The sequence below is a fragment of the Chromobacterium sp. Ag138 genome (genome assembly GCF_055181315.1).
Map to the genome: position 1 here is coordinate 795,604 of NZ_JBUPWA010000001.1, position 14,262 is coordinate 809,865.

Genomic DNA, 14,262 nt, shown 5'->3' on the forward strand with positions numbered 1-14,262 from the left:
CATCCCGACATACCCTTCAAGAACTCCGCAAACAAAGCCTTTTCCCAGCAATATTTCTTCGCTGCGACCCTGCGCGATGCTCTGCGATACGCCATAGCTTGCGCCAAGCTCATCCCCGCAAAGCGCCCCAGGCACGGCTGGCGGGTCCAATGCTTTACTCCAACAAAAACAAGCCATCAGCCCAGCGCGTCAAACGCGATCATCCGCCAGCCAGGCTCGCGCCGCGCCGGCCACCCGCTCCAGCTCCAATTCGATATCCTGCAACAATGACGGCCAATTCTGGCTTCGTCCTTCCTTTACCGCTTTTTCCAGGCCCTTGAGAAGAGACACCAGATCCGCCGCGCCAAACGAGCCCACGCTGCCGCGCAAGGCATGCAGCTGCCTGGCGCCGGCATCCAGCAAACCCTGCTCCAAACAGGCTTGGATGCGCGTCATTTCCGGCCCGCTGGTATCGATCAGCATCTGCATCAGCTTGCGCACGCGCGCGCGCGCGGCGGGACTGGAGTCGGCCAGACGCATCAGCTCGGCCGAAAATACCACCTCGTCCGGCCCGGCGGCCTTTCCTCCCTCCGGCGGCCAAGCCAGGTAACGATCCAGCACCGCGTACAAGCGATCCAACTGTATCGGTTTGGCGATGAACTCATCCATGCCCGCCCGCAAACACTCCGACCGCTCCTCGGGCGACATGCCCGCGCTCATCGCGACGATGGGCAGTTTCAGCCCCAGCTCTCCGCGTATCAACGACGCCGCGGTATCGCCGTCCATCACCGGCATCTGCCTGTCCATCAACACCAGCGCGTAATCTCCGCCCCGCTCTCTGAGCGCGTCCAGCGCCAACCGGCCGTTCTCCACGGTCTCCACTTGCAAGCCTGCCTGCTGCAACAAGCCGCAAGCCACCTGCTGGTTGATCGGATTGTCCTCCACCAGCAGGATGCGCGCCGGCCGCCACCCGTCCGGCCGGGCGCCGAACGGCCTCGCCCCGGACTCCGCTCCGCGCGCGCGCGCGTTTCTCCAGGCATCGGCCAGCGCTCCGGCGACCACCGGCTTCACCAGCGCGCCATTCAACGCCTCTCGTCCCGCCTCCTGGTCCAGCCTGGCCCTGTCGTCGGCTCTCGCCATCGCGATCAAGACGATGTCGCGCTCCGGCCAGCTCCGGCGAATCTCGCCGCACAGCTCCAGCCCGCTCTCTTCCGCCAGGCGCCAGTCCACCAGGGCGACGCCGAACGCCGCGCCGTCCTCCCCCGCCAGTGCGGCGAGCGCCTCGTCCGCGCTCGCCGCCCCTTCGGGCGATCCGCCCAGGCGCGCCACATGCCAGCAGACCGCCTGCCGGCTGTCCGCGTTGTCGTCCACCACTAGCACGCGCCCAAGTGGCACTGCCGCCGGGAGCGCCTTCCCGCCGACCTCCACGGGCAAGGAAAACCAGAAGCGGCTGCCCTCGCCCAACCGGCTCTCCACCCCCATCTCGCCGCCCATCAGCTCGACCAGTCGCCGGGAAATCGTCAAGCCCAGGCCGGTGCCGCCGAAACGCCGCGTGTTGGAGGAGTCCGCTTGGATGAAGGGGTCGAATACCGTTTTCAACAGCGCCTCGTCCATGCCCAGCCCCGTATCGCGGACGGAGAACAACAGCTTGTCGCCGCCAGCCCCCCTCTCCAGCCCCACCGTCACCGCCACCTCGCCCCGCTCAGTGAACTTGATCGCATTCCCGGCCAGATTCACCAGCACCTGCTGCAATTTGAGCGGATCGCCGATCAGGCTCTCCGGCACATCCGGCTCGACCGCGATCACCAACTCCAGCGACTTGCGGGCCGCGTTCATCGACATCATCGCCGCCAGCGCGCCCAGCACCTCGCTCAGGTCGTAATCGGCGCGGGCCGCTTCCAGCTTGCCGGCCTCCATCTTGGAAAAGTCCAGGATGTCGTTGAGGATGGCCATCAGCGAACGGCAAGACAGCTGCAGCATGTCCAGATAGTTGCGCTGGACGCCGTCCAGCCTGGTGTTGGACAGCAGCTCCAGCATGCCGAGCACGCCATTCATCGGCGTGCGGATTTCATGGCTCATGTTGGCGACGAATTCACTCTTGGCCCGGCTGGCGCTTTCAGCCTGCTCCTTGGCCAGCTCCAGCATCCGCGTCGCCTCCCGCTCCGCGCGGACGTCCTTGGCGATGCAGACAAAGCCATACAGCCAGCCGTCCTGCCAGATGCCGGTAGTCACCAGGCTGACCGGAATGTGCCGGCCATCCTTGTGGCGATAGGTCCACTCCTGGATGATGCTGCCGCCTCGGCGCGTCTTCTCCACGAAAACGTCGAAGCCGGCGACGGGCCTTTCCAGCTCCTCCGACAGCTCGCGCTCGTGCTTGGCCACCTCCTCCGGCAAATGCAGGATCATCGGCGTGGCCTGCCCGATCAGCTCATCGGCCCGATATCCCAGCATGCGCTCGGCGCCGGCGCTGAAAATGCTGATCTTGCCCCGCAGATCGGTGGCGATGATCGCGAAATCGCTGGCGGAATCGATAATGCCCTGCAGCCTGGCCTGCACCTCCTGCCGCTCCCGCTGCGCCTGCTTCAGAGGCGTGATGTCGGTGACGAACACGTAAAATCCGCTGACTTGCCCCTGCTGCCAGTGCGGAACGTAATGCGCCAGCAGATGCCGCTCCTGCCCGCTCAGATCGATGATGCAGCGCTCGGACAGGCTGTCTACGCCGTCCAGCGCGCCCTGGATATAGGGCTGATTGGCGCGATAGCGCTCGTCTCCGATCACATGGCGCAGATGGCGGCCCCTGACGTCGCCTATTTCCAGCCCCATCCAGTCCAGATAGGCGCGGTTGGCGAAAACATTGCGCAGATTGCCGTCCCAATAGCTGACCATCGCCGGCATCGAGTCGAGCACGGTTTGCAATTCGTCGCGCACGCGGCGCAATTCGGCCCGCCCCTCCTGCAGGCTGCCCGCGTCCCAGCACACGCCCTCGGCCCGCAATACCCGCCCGGCCTCGTCCCGCTCCACCTGGGCGCACAGCCGGAACCAGCGCAAGCGGCCTTCGCCGTCCACGATGCGATAGTCCCAGCCCTCGGCGGCCAACCCGCGCAACTCATCGGTCCAGAGCCCATCCCACGCCGCCAGTTCGTCTGGATGCACGCAGCTGCGCCAGCGCGGCCAGTTGACCGCCTCCTCGCCGCCTGCCCCATGCAACACCCGCATCCTCTCATCCCACGCCAGCGACTGCTCGGACGCATCCCACGTCCACCGCCCGATGTCGAACGCGGCGGCCAGCGACTCGAGCTGGCTCTGGATAGCCTCGGCGCCATGTCCGCTTTGCCGTTGCGGCGCCAAGATCCTCGCCCGCAGCAGCCAGACGATGCCGTCGCCGCCCGCCGCCAGCGGCGTCAGGCCAAGTTCGCAATCATGAAAACCCTCCTCCGCGGCAAACAGCCGCAACCGCAAGCGCTGCGGGACCCCGCCGCGGGCCAGGGCCGCATTCCAGCGCGGAACATCCTCCGGCGCGCAGCATGCCGCCACGGTCTTGCCCCGCGACGCGTCGCCAAGCAGGCGACGCAGTCCATCGCCGACCTCCAGCAGCCGTCCGTCCTCGTCCAGCAGCGCGCCATGGCCCTCCATGCTGTCCAGCGCTTGCGACAAGCGCCTCTGCCCCAGCGACCGCTCCGCGCGCGCGCTCCGGATCAGTCCGGCCGCATGGGGCAAAAGCGCGGCAGCCAGCCAGAACAGCGCCTGGACGAACCAAACCAGCGGCTCCGGTTGGCGCAGCGGCTCCGGCATGACTTCCGGAAAAAGGCGGATCAGAGTTTCGCAGGCCAGAACAGCCATCAAAGGCAGCGCCAGCATCGCGCCCGCCGCATCCAGCAGCAGTCCGGCCAGCAACACGGGCAGCGCCAGATCGGCGACGCCCAACGGCCGCCACTTCGCCGTCAGCGCGCACCAGGCAAGCGCCAGGGCGACCAGCATCAAGACGCGGTCCAGCCTCAGGCCCGCGGCCCCGAAGCGCCGAAGCGCCGCCCATGGCGGCAACAGCGTCAGCCCCGCTGCGATCCCGCCCGCGTACCAGCCGCCCGAATCCAGCCATGGATGCATCCACAACAGCAGCGCGCCCGGCAGGCCCGACGCCAGCGCCGCCGCCAGCCAGCCGATGCCGCCGCCATCCTCACGCGGCCCGCGCTCGAGAAACCGGTTAAGCGACAATCCGGCGCCGGCCGCCTGCAGCCAGCTGACGACGGCCAGCTCGGCGGCGGGCAGCGCGCCCAGATGGGCCCAGCCGCCCAGCCAGAATGCGGCCAGCGCCAGCGCGTGGCGGCCGGGCCGCGTCCAGGCCCGCCACAGCAGCAGCAAGGTCAGCGCGTTGCCGTACAGGGGAACAACCAGGCCGCCCTGGCCGCGGGCCAGCCCCAGCGCCCAGAACGTGGACAACGCGACGGCGACGGCCAGGACGGCGGCGGCGCGCCTGGACGTCGCGGACAGGCTGTCGGGCAAGGACATCATCAGACCAGTCCCCTCTTAATCGATGGCGAAACCTTACAGCCTGAATTCCGCCTCCACTTCGTTGCCGTTGCCGAGATAGGCCAATCGCGCGCACAAGGCGTTCATCAGGAACACGCCGCGACCATGGCGGCGCTTGCCGGCCTGCCGGTTCAGCTGTTCCATCAGGGCCGGGTAATCAAATCCCGTCCCGCTGTCCCGCAAGCGTATCAGCACCGCGTCGCCGTCATTTCCCTTCCGGCGCTCGAGCACCAGCTCAAGCTCGGCGCGCTCCAGCTCGGCCAGTCGTTCGCGTCGCAGCATGAAATAGCGCTCGTAGCCATCCGGCTGGTCCTTCATCCCGGAATCCAGCCCCAGCACGCCATGGTCCAACGCGTTATTGAACAGCTCCGACACGATCAACAACACCTCCTTGAACTGCCTCCCGCGAAAGCCCAGTTGATTCAGCCAGCCGATCAACAGCGGAATGCTTTGATCGCGCCGCAGCGCCTCCGCGCCGAAAACCAGCTGCACCCGCCAACAGCTCGGCTGGCCGCCGTCGTCGCGCCCCCGGTGATCCGCCACCCGATCCAGCGCGGCATTCACGCCCGCCTCCAGCCTGACCACACCCAAAGAAATGTCGTCGCGGTTGTTCAAACCGCTCAAATGCTCGAGCACGGCCAGCCGGATGCCGTCCAGCGGGGCGGCCGGGTTCGATATCAGCGCCTGCAGCAGCCCGCCGATGCCAAACTGTTCGCCTTCCGGATTCTCGGCTTCGGTCAAGCCGTCGGAACACACCACCAGCTGACCGCTCTGTTCCCAGAAATAAGTCTCGCTGCCCCAGCAGAACTCGTCGGCGGACAAGATCCCCAGCGGCGGATATTGCGACTTCCACTCTTTCATCGGACAACCTTCGTCGTCGACAAACATCACGCAAGGAATGCCGCCGTTCCAGACTTCGACGCAGCCCAGCTCCCAGTCTATGGCGACCAGCGCCGCGGCGACGAAGCGCCCCACCGGCAGCAAGCGGTTGAGCTTGGCGTTGATCTCGCGCGCCATCGAGGTCAGCGGGAAGCCTCGCCGCGCCATCGCATAGAAAATGTCGACGGCGGGCAGGCAAGACAGCGCCGCTGACAATCCGTGTCCGGTGCTGTCCGCCAGCATGATGCACAACTGCCCGGTCGGCGACAGCGCGCGGGCCAGCACGTCGCCGCTGAACTGTTCCGCGGACTGCTGCCAGCTGCGCACGCCCGGCAGGTCCTGCCCCTCGCCGCCCACGATGCTGTCCAGCACGTGCTTGGCGAACAATTGCTCGCGCTCGTTGGTGTGGTAATAGCTGACCAATTGGCGGGCATCGTCGGAAATCCGCCGCTGCATCTCGCTGATCCGCTGCATCACGCGGATTTTGGCCGCCAGCATGGTCAGGTTGATCGGCTTGGGCAGGTAGTCGTCGGCCCCCAGGTCGAGGCTGCTGATGTGAGCCTCCTCGTCGCTGCGCGCGCTGAGGAAGATGATGGGCAGCCAGCGGTCCGGACACAGCAGGCGAATCTGCCGGCAGGCCTCGTGGCCATCCATCACCGGCATCATCATGTCCATCAGCACCATGTCCGGCAGCGCCTGCCGGCATTGCTCGACAGCCTGCAGGCCGTTCTCGGCATACCAGACCCGATGGCCCATCTCCTCGATCACCAAGCCCATCAACAACCGGGTGGGCTCGACGTCCTCGGCCACCAGCACGGTGAATGTGCGGTCCATAAATGCTCAGCGGAGGGAGAAGAACTTGTCGAAGCTGGCCACGACCAGAATCTGCCGCACGAAGCCGCGGCAGCCCGACAACGCAATGCTGTCAATCCCAAGCGCCTTCGCCCTGTCCCGCATCACCAGCAGCATGCCCAGCGCCGAACTCTCCAGGTAATCCACCCGCGACAAATCCACCTCGAGCCCCAGACCGCCCCCTCGCTGCAGAGCCTCGTCCAGGCACGCCCGAAACGCCTCGTGCTGCTGAAAATCGAACCGGCCTTCTACCGCGATCACCGATTTGTCCGCCGTCTTGCCAAGCCTGACGCCCATCTCGCCGCCCTCCATTGGCCGCCCAGAACAGAAGCGGTTCGTTTCGCCGATCGCGCGGCCGACTGCAAACCCTGGCTGAACCTATCCGTCCGCTCAGAACAGATCGATGCCGCCAGCCGACATGCCCTGCGGCGCAGCGCCGTTGGCCTGGTGCCTGTCGACCAGCTGCTGCAGCTGGCGGCGCATGTCCTCCAGCCTGTCGATTTCATCCTTGCCATCCATCTGGCGCATGCTGTCGCCCACTTGGTAAAAGCCCTGCATCCGGCTGCTGACATTGCGCACCAAGGGCGAAACCAGATCCTGAAACTGCAGCGCAGTCACCGTGGAGCGCACGCTGTCCCCGACACGGCCGGCGATCTGCGACAGCTGGTCCACAGCCTGGCCCGTATCCGCATTCATCCGCGACAGCTGCCCCAGCATGTCCTCGATCTGGGTCTTCGCGTCCAGCGCGAAATTCATGTCGCGGGACGCCATCTCGAATATCTCTGATTTGGCGTGCTCGATGGCCTGCGCCATCAAGTCTATCGACTGGCGTATCTGCCCGGAAAAATCGGATGAGCGCTGCGACAGCTTGCGCACCTCGTCCGCCACCACTGCGAATCCGCGCCCGGCTTCGCCCGCGCGGGCCGCCTCGATCGCGGCGTTCAACGCCAGCATATTGGTCTGGGCGGTGATGTCCGCCATCTCGCTGAGCCCGTTCTCCACCGCGTCGACCCGCTTCTTGATCTCATGCATGCGATCAACCAGCACCATGGCCGTCTTGCTGGTGCTGACGGTGTTGTCGACGAACTCCGTCATGCTCTGCGAGGTGCGCTTGAGAAACGCGTCGAAACCGGCGCCGTCGCCATGATCGCCATGCTGGACGATCTTTAGCGCCAACGCCTGCTGCTCGCGCAGCATCGCCTCGATGTCGGAAAAACCCTGCACCAGCTTGACGATGGCGTCGCTCAGAATGGCCTGCATCTGCGACACGTCCCGCTCCACCGCGCCGGAGATGTCGGAAATGCCGTGGCCCAATTGGCCCAATCCGTTAAACATCCGCTCCCGCGCCGCCGACACGCCATCGTCGGCAGGCGGCGGAGGCGGCGCGCCCAGCAGCCAAACCGCCAGCAGGCAGCCCGCGGCCAGCAGCGACACCGCCAGATAGCCGGGCATACTGCCTCCCAGCCAGACCAGCAAGCCGCAAGCGCACAGCCATAGCGCGGCGCAGCACAACAGGATCTTGGGTCTAGGATCCGCCTTGATGTCAGAAGAATTCATCTTTCAACCGGAATGTGGAAAGGAAAGTCGAGAGCCGCCGGCGCCTGCGGCATGCCAATCGAATTTGCCGGCGCCGATTATTGCGATATGGCGCATAAGGCGATGCCTGTCAAACCGCCCGTGGCAAAAACCATGCGCGGCATTGATGCTGCGCAACATGAAACAGACTCGCAGAATGCCGCCGCGCTTGAATGGGCATCAGCCGTCGCCTGAAAATTCGTCTTTTGCCAGCCGCCGCTGGCTGTCGTTTAATGGCGACTTCCGCCGGACTTTCGCGGCCAAGACAGGACTTCAAAATGATTCACGGCAAGACGCTGGACGAATGGCGGCAGATCCACCCAGAAATCCGGAACCTGGCCGATCTGCGCGAGTGCGCCTGGTTCAATCCCGCGGTCGCGCCCGCCGCCCAGGCGCTCGGCGACGCCGGCCTGGATGCCGGCGACGTCGCCGACGCCTCCGCCCGCCTGCAACGCTTCGCGTCCTATATCCGCCGCGTCTTTCCCGAGACCGCAGGCAACGGCGGCATCATCGAGTCGCCGCTGCTCCCCGCCCCCGCCTTCCAGCAAGCGCTGGAGCGCCGCTACGGCATGGCGCTGCCCGGGCGCCTGTGGCTGAAGGCCGACAGCCATCTGCCGATCTCCGGCTCGATCAAGGCCCGCGGCGGCATCTACGAAGTGCTGAAGCACGCGGAGGGGCTGGCGCTGGCCCACGGTCTGCTCCGTCCCGGCGATGATTACGCGAAACTAGACGGCCCCGAAGCGCGCGCGCTGTTCGGCCGCCACCGCGTCGCCGTCGGCTCCACCGGCAACCTCGGCCTGTCCATCGGCATCATGGCCGCGAAACTGGGCTTCCAGGCCACCGTGCACATGTCGTCCGACGCGCGGCAGTGGAAGAAAGACAAGCTGCGCGCGCACGGCGTAACCGTGGCGGAGTACGACTCCGACTACAGCGCGGTCGTCGAGCAAGGCCGCAAGCAAGCCGCCGGCGATCCGTCCTGCCACTTCGTCGACGATGAAAACTCTGTCCACCTGTTTCTGGGCTACGCGGTGGCGGCGGAACGGCTGAAGGTCCAATTGGCGGAAGCCGGCGTGCGCGTGGACGCCGACCGGCCGCTGTTCGTCTATCTGCCCTGCGGCGTCGGCGGCGGCCCCGGCGGCGTGGCCTTCGGGCTCAAGCTGGTTTTCGGCGACGCCGTCCACTGCCTGTTCGCCGAGCCCACCCACTCGCCCTGCATGATGCTGGGCGTGCTCACCGGCCTGCACGACCGGATCTCGGTGCAGGACTTCGGCATCGACAACCGCACCGCCGCCGACGGCCTGGCGGTCGGCCGCCCCTCCGGCTTCGTCGGCCGCGCGATGCAAAGGCTGATCGACGGCTACTACACGGTGGACGACAACGAACTGTTTCGCTTGCTGGCCATGCTGGAGCGGACGGAAGGCCTGCGCCTGGAGCCGTCGGCGCTGGCCGGCGCGCCCGGCATCGCCCGCGTGCTGGGCGACAACCAGGGCTATCGCCAGCGCATGGGGCTGGACGCGGAGCGGCTCGCCCGCGCCACCCACCTGATCTGGGCGACGGGCGGCAGCATGGTTCCGGAGGCGGAAATGAACGATTACCTGCGGCGCGGCCGCGGCTTGACAGGCTGAGCGACGATGCATCCGACACGGCTGGACGGCGGCCAGCTCGCCAGTCTGCACACCTTCCTGGCCGTCTCGCGCCGGTTGAGCTTCGCCGCCGCGGCCGACGAGCTGTGCCTGACGCCGAGCGCGGTCAGCCACCGCATCGCCCGGCTGGAGCGCTCGCTGGGATTGCGGCTGTTTCAGCGCCTGACCCGCGGCATCCGCCTCACCGCGGACGGCGAGCGCATCTTCGCCGCGCTGCAAAAAAGCATGGCCGAGCTCGACGCCGCGCTCTACCCCGAAGCCGACGCCGAGCCTTCCGGCCGCGTCGCCCTCTATGCCCACCCCTCCATCGCCCAATGCTGGCTGGCGCCCCGCCTGGCCGCTCTCGCCGAACGCCATCCGCGGATCGAGCTCGACATCCGCACCGGCAACGGCGACGCCGACTTCCGCGGCGGCCGCGCCGATCTGGCGCTGTACTACGCCGACGGCCATTTTCCGGGACTGGCCTGCCGCAAGCTGATGGACGAGGAAATGGCGCCCGTCTGCAGCCCCGCCTACGCGGAGCGCCATGGCCTGGCGGCCGATCCGGCGCGGCTGCGCGACTGCAGGCTGCTGCACGACGCGCAAGCTTGGCGCCAGGCCGCCCACGATGCGGAATGGACGCTGTGGGCCCAACGGCATCGCTGCGAATCCCTGCTGCCCTCGCGCGGGCTGACGCTGGACCGCTCGGACCTGTGCCTGGCCGCCGCTGTCGGCCACGCCGGCGTCGCCATCGCGCGCCGCAGGCTCGCCCAGCCGCTGCTGGACAGCAACCAGCTGACGCTGCCCCTGGGCGCGTTTGAGCCAGTGGAACGCTATGCCTACTATCTGGTCCACCCCAAATTCGACCCTATGCCGCCCCGGCTGCGGGCGGTGATCGACTGGCTGCAGCAGTCTGCCGCCGGCTAGGGGCGCCGCGTAACACGCAAGCGTCCTCCCTGGCCACGTGCCGGCAGCTCATGTGCAAATGTCATCAAATGCGCTGAAATGCCCCGTGCAAGTTCCGTTTGCCAACGCTTGAATAGGCAGGAGGGTTGCGATGGCCAACCCCTTTGAGGAAGTGGTGCGGCGGGGAAAATACGAGGCGGGAGAGGGCAAAAGCTCGGTTTCCGGCCTGCCCTCGGATGCCTTCATGACGGTACAAGTGAACTACGGCTACTGGACAACGGCAACGCAGCGATCCCGAACGACAAACCGGCTGAGAGGCAAGCCCTGGGTCAGAGAGACGCCCGGATCAGCGTCAGCACCTGGCCGCCTTGCAGATAAAAACCACCATCGAACGTCCGCCCGGCCTCCAGGCCAGGCGCCAGCGTCCTTCGCAGGCGGATGGCGAAACGGCCCCGATCCCAATCCACCCGGACCATTTCCGCCGCGTCGAAATCGAAATACTCGCCCACCGTTGGATACAGCGCCTTGAACAGGCTTTCCTTGGCGGAAAAGGCCAGCGTCAGCGCATGCGGAAACGGCCACCATCCCGCCAGGACTTCATCCTCGCTCTCCACCAGAATGCCGGTCCGCACATTGTCGGCGGTCTTGTCCGACATCCAGCGCTCCAGATCCATGCCCAGCATCAGCCCGCCATCGGCCGGCGCCAGCGCCACCATCGCGGTTTCGTCGCTGTGGGTGATGGCGCCCGTCCAGCCCTCCGGCCACAACGGCTGTCGATGCCGGCCGCTGCCGACGCCGGGCGGCAGCCCGCGCGCCTCCAGCAACAGCTTGCACAAATAGCGCGCCGCCAGATACTCCGCCTTTCTTTTCGGCACCGCCCGCTCCAGCGTATCCGGACGCGCCACGCCCAGCGCGGCGAACCAGGCGTCGTCGTAGGCTGAAATACGAAAACGGCAGCGCATCACGGCCACGCCGTCGCCCCCCGGCAATGGGTAAGGAGCGACATCCGGCAAAAATTCGGCTAATTCAGCTATGGCGATCGACATGGGATAAGAAAGGGAATCCGGACTGTCCGGCGGAAAGCTGCAAGGTAAACCAGCAAGCATGGCGGCGCAAGCGCGCGCGGCAAACGGTCAAGCAACGTTTCAGCCCAAGATCGCCTGCTTCAGGTCAACACCACGCGCAAAAACCACCCATTAAAAATCAAATGTCATATCATGTCGGCAAAATGCAGTCTTGCCTCCATTCACCGCAACCATCTTGTCAGGAGACGACATGAACCGCCGCCAATTGATGATTCTCGCCGCCGCGCTGGCCGCAGCCGGCGCCGCATCCGCCGCGCCATCGCCAAGCGCCGCGCCGCAATCACGGGTCTCCCCGCTTTCGTTCGGCCAGACCCAATGGATCATGGTCGGCTCGCCGGTGCCGGCCGGCTGGGTGATCACCCGCACCACCGGCACCATGAACGAGATCACCGATGCCCAGGGCGCGAGATACGGCCAGGAATTCACCGTGATGCTGGGCTCCCCCATTCCCGCCGGCTGGATTGTCCGCCGCGCCAACGGCAACAGCAATGTGATCTTCTACACGGTCGGCGCCAGCTACGGCACCCAGCTCAGCGCGATGGTGGGCTCGCCGATACCTGACGGCTGGATCGTCACCCGCGCGGAAGGCCAGAGCAATCAGCTGACCTATGTCACCGGCGCCAGCTACGGCGCGCGCTTCACCGCGATGCTGGGCTCGCCGATTCCTTCGGGCTGGGTCATCATCCGCCCCAACGGCAACGCCAACGACATCTACAACGCCAATAACGCGCCGAGGGAGGCGGAGCTGCAAGTAGCCGTCGGCTCGCCGGTGCCCGACGGCTGGGTGATCACCCGCGCCATGGGCAACTTCAACACCATCCACAATGTCGCCGGCTCGTCTTACGGCCGTCAGATCACTGTGATGCTGGGCTCGCCCATTCCCGCCGACTGGGTGGTCACCCGCGCCAACGGCAACAGCAATGACATCTACTACACCAAGGGCGCGGCCATCGGCGCCGAACTGCAGGTGATGCTGGGCTCGCCGATCCCGGCCGGCTGGGCGGTGGTGCGCGCCAACGGCAATAGCAACATCATCAAACGTTTGAGCTAAGCCATGCCTCCCGCCCCGTTGCCCGGGGCGGGAATTGAGGACGGCACCGCCAATCGCGTCACATCAGCCGGCCGCCGTTCGGCGCCTCAAGCGGAAACTCGGCCAGCATCACCCTGCCCGCATCGTCGTGCACGCCGGTCACCAGCACTTCAGAACGCACGCCGGCCACGCGCTTGGGCGGGAAGTTGCATACGCACAGCACGCGCTTGCCGATCAGCTCGGCGGCAAGGTAATGGTCGGTGATCTGGGCGCTGGACGTTTTCACCCCCAGCTCGCCCAGATCCACCTTCAGCACATAGGCGGGCTTGCGAGCCTGCGCGTTGGGCTCGGCGTGGACGATGGTCCCCGCCCGGAACTCCACCTTGAGGAAATCTTCCCAGCTGAGGCGGCTTGAGTCGGACATTTCGCGTTCTCCATGCAATCAGACATGGCCGCAGTATGGCCGAACCGCCCGGGCGCGGCGCGTGCCAAACTACGGTTCAAGCGCGCCGGACTCTGCCCCGCGCTTCGCTGGGATTGGCGCCGAAGCGCTGCCGGTACGCAGCGCTGAAAGCGGAAGCCGATTGGTAGCCCACCTGCAGCGCCACATCCAGCACGCTGGCGCGTCCGTCCAGCAGCAAACGCCGCGCCCGCTCCATCCGCATCCGGCATAGATAGGCCATCGGCGTCAGTCCGGTTTCCGCTTTCAGCCGCGCGTGAAACTGGCTGGGCGACAAATGGCAGGCGGCCGCCATGTCCGCCACCGTCAACGGCCGCGCCAGCCGCGAATCCAGAAAACGGCCAAGCCGCGGCGACAGCTGGAAAGCCGCCGGCGCGCCGGGAAACAGCAGGTCCAGCAGCATGCCGGACAGCATAGGCTGCCGCGCTTCCGGCTGCGGATGCCGCGCCGCCCAGTCCGCCAGCTCCTTCGCCGCGGGCGGCAGGGTCAATTGGCATGCCGCCGCGTCCGCGCCGCTTTCCTGGATCGGCACGTTCAGCACCAGTTGCCGATTGCCCGGCCCGCCGGCATAGCAATGGGAAACGCCAGCCGGGATGCGCACCGCGGAACCGGCGCCGTTCAGATAGGGCCGCCCTTCCATCTCCAGCTCCAACGCCCCCGCCAGGCCAAACACCCACTGGTGATGGCCGTCATGGGCGTGGCGGATGCTGTCGCTGCCGTAATGCAGCAGTTCGATGCGGGCGGGAAACATGGTGTGAGACATCGCGGAAAGGCGCCGGCGGTGGAATCGATGCCGAAAAGAATAGCCGAACGGACAGCCTCGTCCAAGCCGGCGCCAGCGACCGGCCTCAAGGAAACTCGTCGTGTTGCGGCAGATTGTCGGTGATGTCGTGCCACGCGGCCTTGGAGCCGACAAAAATATGCGCGGTGGGGCGGATGGCAGGGACGTCGATCAAAGTGCCCAGCGTGACATGGACGAACTCGCCGTCTCGCACCACCGAATACAGCAGCGATCCGCATTGGCCGCAACGCGCGTCATGCGCGCGCTCGTCGCCATAAATCAACAGACTGTCCCGCCCCCGGGTCAGCTTGAGTTTTTGCCGCTCGATGCCGGCGAAGGGCTTGAACGCCGCCCCGGTGGCCCGCCGGCACTGGCCGCAATGGCAATTGAGCGCATAGCGGAATTCATCGCGGACCGCATACCGCACGGCACCACACAGACAGCTTCCCTCAAGCATCAGCGTCGCCTCCTCCAAAGTTCTGCCGCGCCGACCGCCCATGCCGCAGGCGCTCGGCGCCATGCGCCGCGCGGGTCAGATGCGCGCGATATCCAGCTCCAAAGGCGCG

Annotated in this window: 12 protein-coding genes; 4 read left to right on the forward strand and 8 right to left on the reverse strand. The window is 66.4% G+C overall.

The genetic code is table 11. The features are described 5' to 3' along the window. Positions 1 to 189: 189 nt before the first annotated feature. The 4 genes from ACY3GB_RS03290 to ACY3GB_RS03305 all read right to left on the reverse strand — a co-directional run bounded on the left by ACY3GB_RS03290 (position 190) and on the right by ACY3GB_RS03305 (position 7,794). The gene (locus ACY3GB_RS03290) at positions 190 to 4,488 is read right to left on the reverse strand and encodes a response regulator (RefSeq protein WP_463087477.1); all 4,299 of its coding nucleotides are present in this window, start codon (positions 4,486 to 4,488) and stop codon (positions 190 to 192) included. Positions 4,489 to 4,521: 33 nt separating this feature from the next. Further along, the gene (locus ACY3GB_RS03295) at positions 4,522 to 6,219 is read right to left on the reverse strand and encodes a SpoIIE family protein phosphatase (RefSeq protein ID WP_463087478.1); all 1,698 of its coding nucleotides are present in this window, start codon (positions 6,217 to 6,219) and stop codon (positions 4,522 to 4,524) included. 6 nt (positions 6,220 to 6,225) lie between these two features. Then, positions 6,226 to 6,534, reverse strand: coding sequence for an STAS domain-containing protein (locus ACY3GB_RS03300; RefSeq protein WP_463087479.1), 309 nt, complete (start codon positions 6,532 to 6,534; stop codon positions 6,226 to 6,228). Between the two features lie 93 nt (positions 6,535 to 6,627). Continuing rightward, positions 6,628 to 7,794 carry a methyl-accepting chemotaxis protein gene (locus ACY3GB_RS03305; RefSeq protein WP_463087480.1) on the reverse strand — a complete coding sequence of 389 codons (1,167 nt, stop codon included), beginning with the start codon at positions 7,792 to 7,794 and terminating at the stop codon, positions 6,628 to 6,630. Positions 7,795 to 7,845: 51 nt separating this feature from the next. Here ACY3GB_RS03305 and ACY3GB_RS03310 point away from each other — a divergent pair, with 51 nt between their 5' ends. The 3 genes from ACY3GB_RS03310 (at position 7,846) to dsdC (ending at position 10,361) form a co-directional block, all read left to right on the forward strand. Then, positions 7,846 to 8,007, forward strand: a complete 162-nt coding sequence (locus ACY3GB_RS03310) for a hypothetical protein (protein WP_463087481.1) — start codon at positions 7,846 to 7,848, stop codon at positions 8,005 to 8,007. An 83-nt stretch (positions 8,008 to 8,090) separates the two neighbouring features. Continuing rightward, positions 8,091 to 9,437 carry a D-serine ammonia-lyase gene (dsdA, locus tag ACY3GB_RS03315; protein WP_463087482.1) on the forward strand — a complete coding sequence of 449 codons (1,347 nt, stop codon included), beginning with the start codon at positions 8,091 to 8,093 and terminating at the stop codon, positions 9,435 to 9,437. A gap of 6 nt (positions 9,438 to 9,443) precedes the next feature. Further along, a complete protein-coding gene (gene dsdC, locus ACY3GB_RS03320; RefSeq protein ID WP_463087483.1) occupies positions 9,444 to 10,361 on the forward strand; it encodes a DNA-binding transcriptional regulator DsdC in 918 nt (305 codons plus the stop codon). 308 nt (positions 10,362 to 10,669) lie between these two features. Here dsdC and ACY3GB_RS03325 read toward each other — a convergent pair whose 3' ends face one another. Next, positions 10,670 to 11,302 carry a 4'-phosphopantetheinyl transferase family protein gene (locus ACY3GB_RS03325; RefSeq protein WP_463090911.1) on the reverse strand — a complete coding sequence of 211 codons (633 nt, stop codon included), beginning with the start codon at positions 11,300 to 11,302 and terminating at the stop codon, positions 10,670 to 10,672. Positions 11,303 to 11,615: 313 nt separating this feature from the next. Between ACY3GB_RS03325 and ACY3GB_RS03330 the strand changes: the two genes are divergently transcribed. Then, positions 11,616 to 12,476: a hypothetical protein gene (locus tag ACY3GB_RS03330; protein ID WP_463087484.1), complete on the forward strand. Its 861-nt coding sequence runs from the start codon at positions 11,616 to 11,618 to the stop codon at positions 12,474 to 12,476. 58 nt (positions 12,477 to 12,534) lie between these two features. On the opposite strand, the gene ACY3GB_RS03335 is transcribed toward ACY3GB_RS03330, so the two are convergent. The 3 genes from ACY3GB_RS03335 to ACY3GB_RS03345 all read right to left on the reverse strand — a co-directional run bounded on the left by ACY3GB_RS03335 (position 12,535) and on the right by ACY3GB_RS03345 (position 14,216). Then, positions 12,535 to 12,879 (reverse strand): tRNA-binding protein, encoded by a 345-nt coding sequence (locus ACY3GB_RS03335; protein WP_463087485.1) that lies wholly within the window; start codon positions 12,877 to 12,879, stop codon positions 12,535 to 12,537. Positions 12,880 to 12,955: 76 nt separating this feature from the next. Further along, positions 12,956 to 13,678, reverse strand: a complete 723-nt coding sequence (locus tag ACY3GB_RS03340) for a helix-turn-helix transcriptional regulator (RefSeq protein ID WP_463087486.1) — start codon at positions 13,676 to 13,678, stop codon at positions 12,956 to 12,958. 85 nt (positions 13,679 to 13,763) lie between these two features. Next, positions 13,764 to 14,216, reverse strand: a complete 453-nt coding sequence (locus tag ACY3GB_RS03345; protein ID WP_463087487.1) for a GFA family protein — start codon at positions 14,214 to 14,216, stop codon at positions 13,764 to 13,766. Positions 14,217 to 14,262 lie beyond the last annotated feature (46 nt).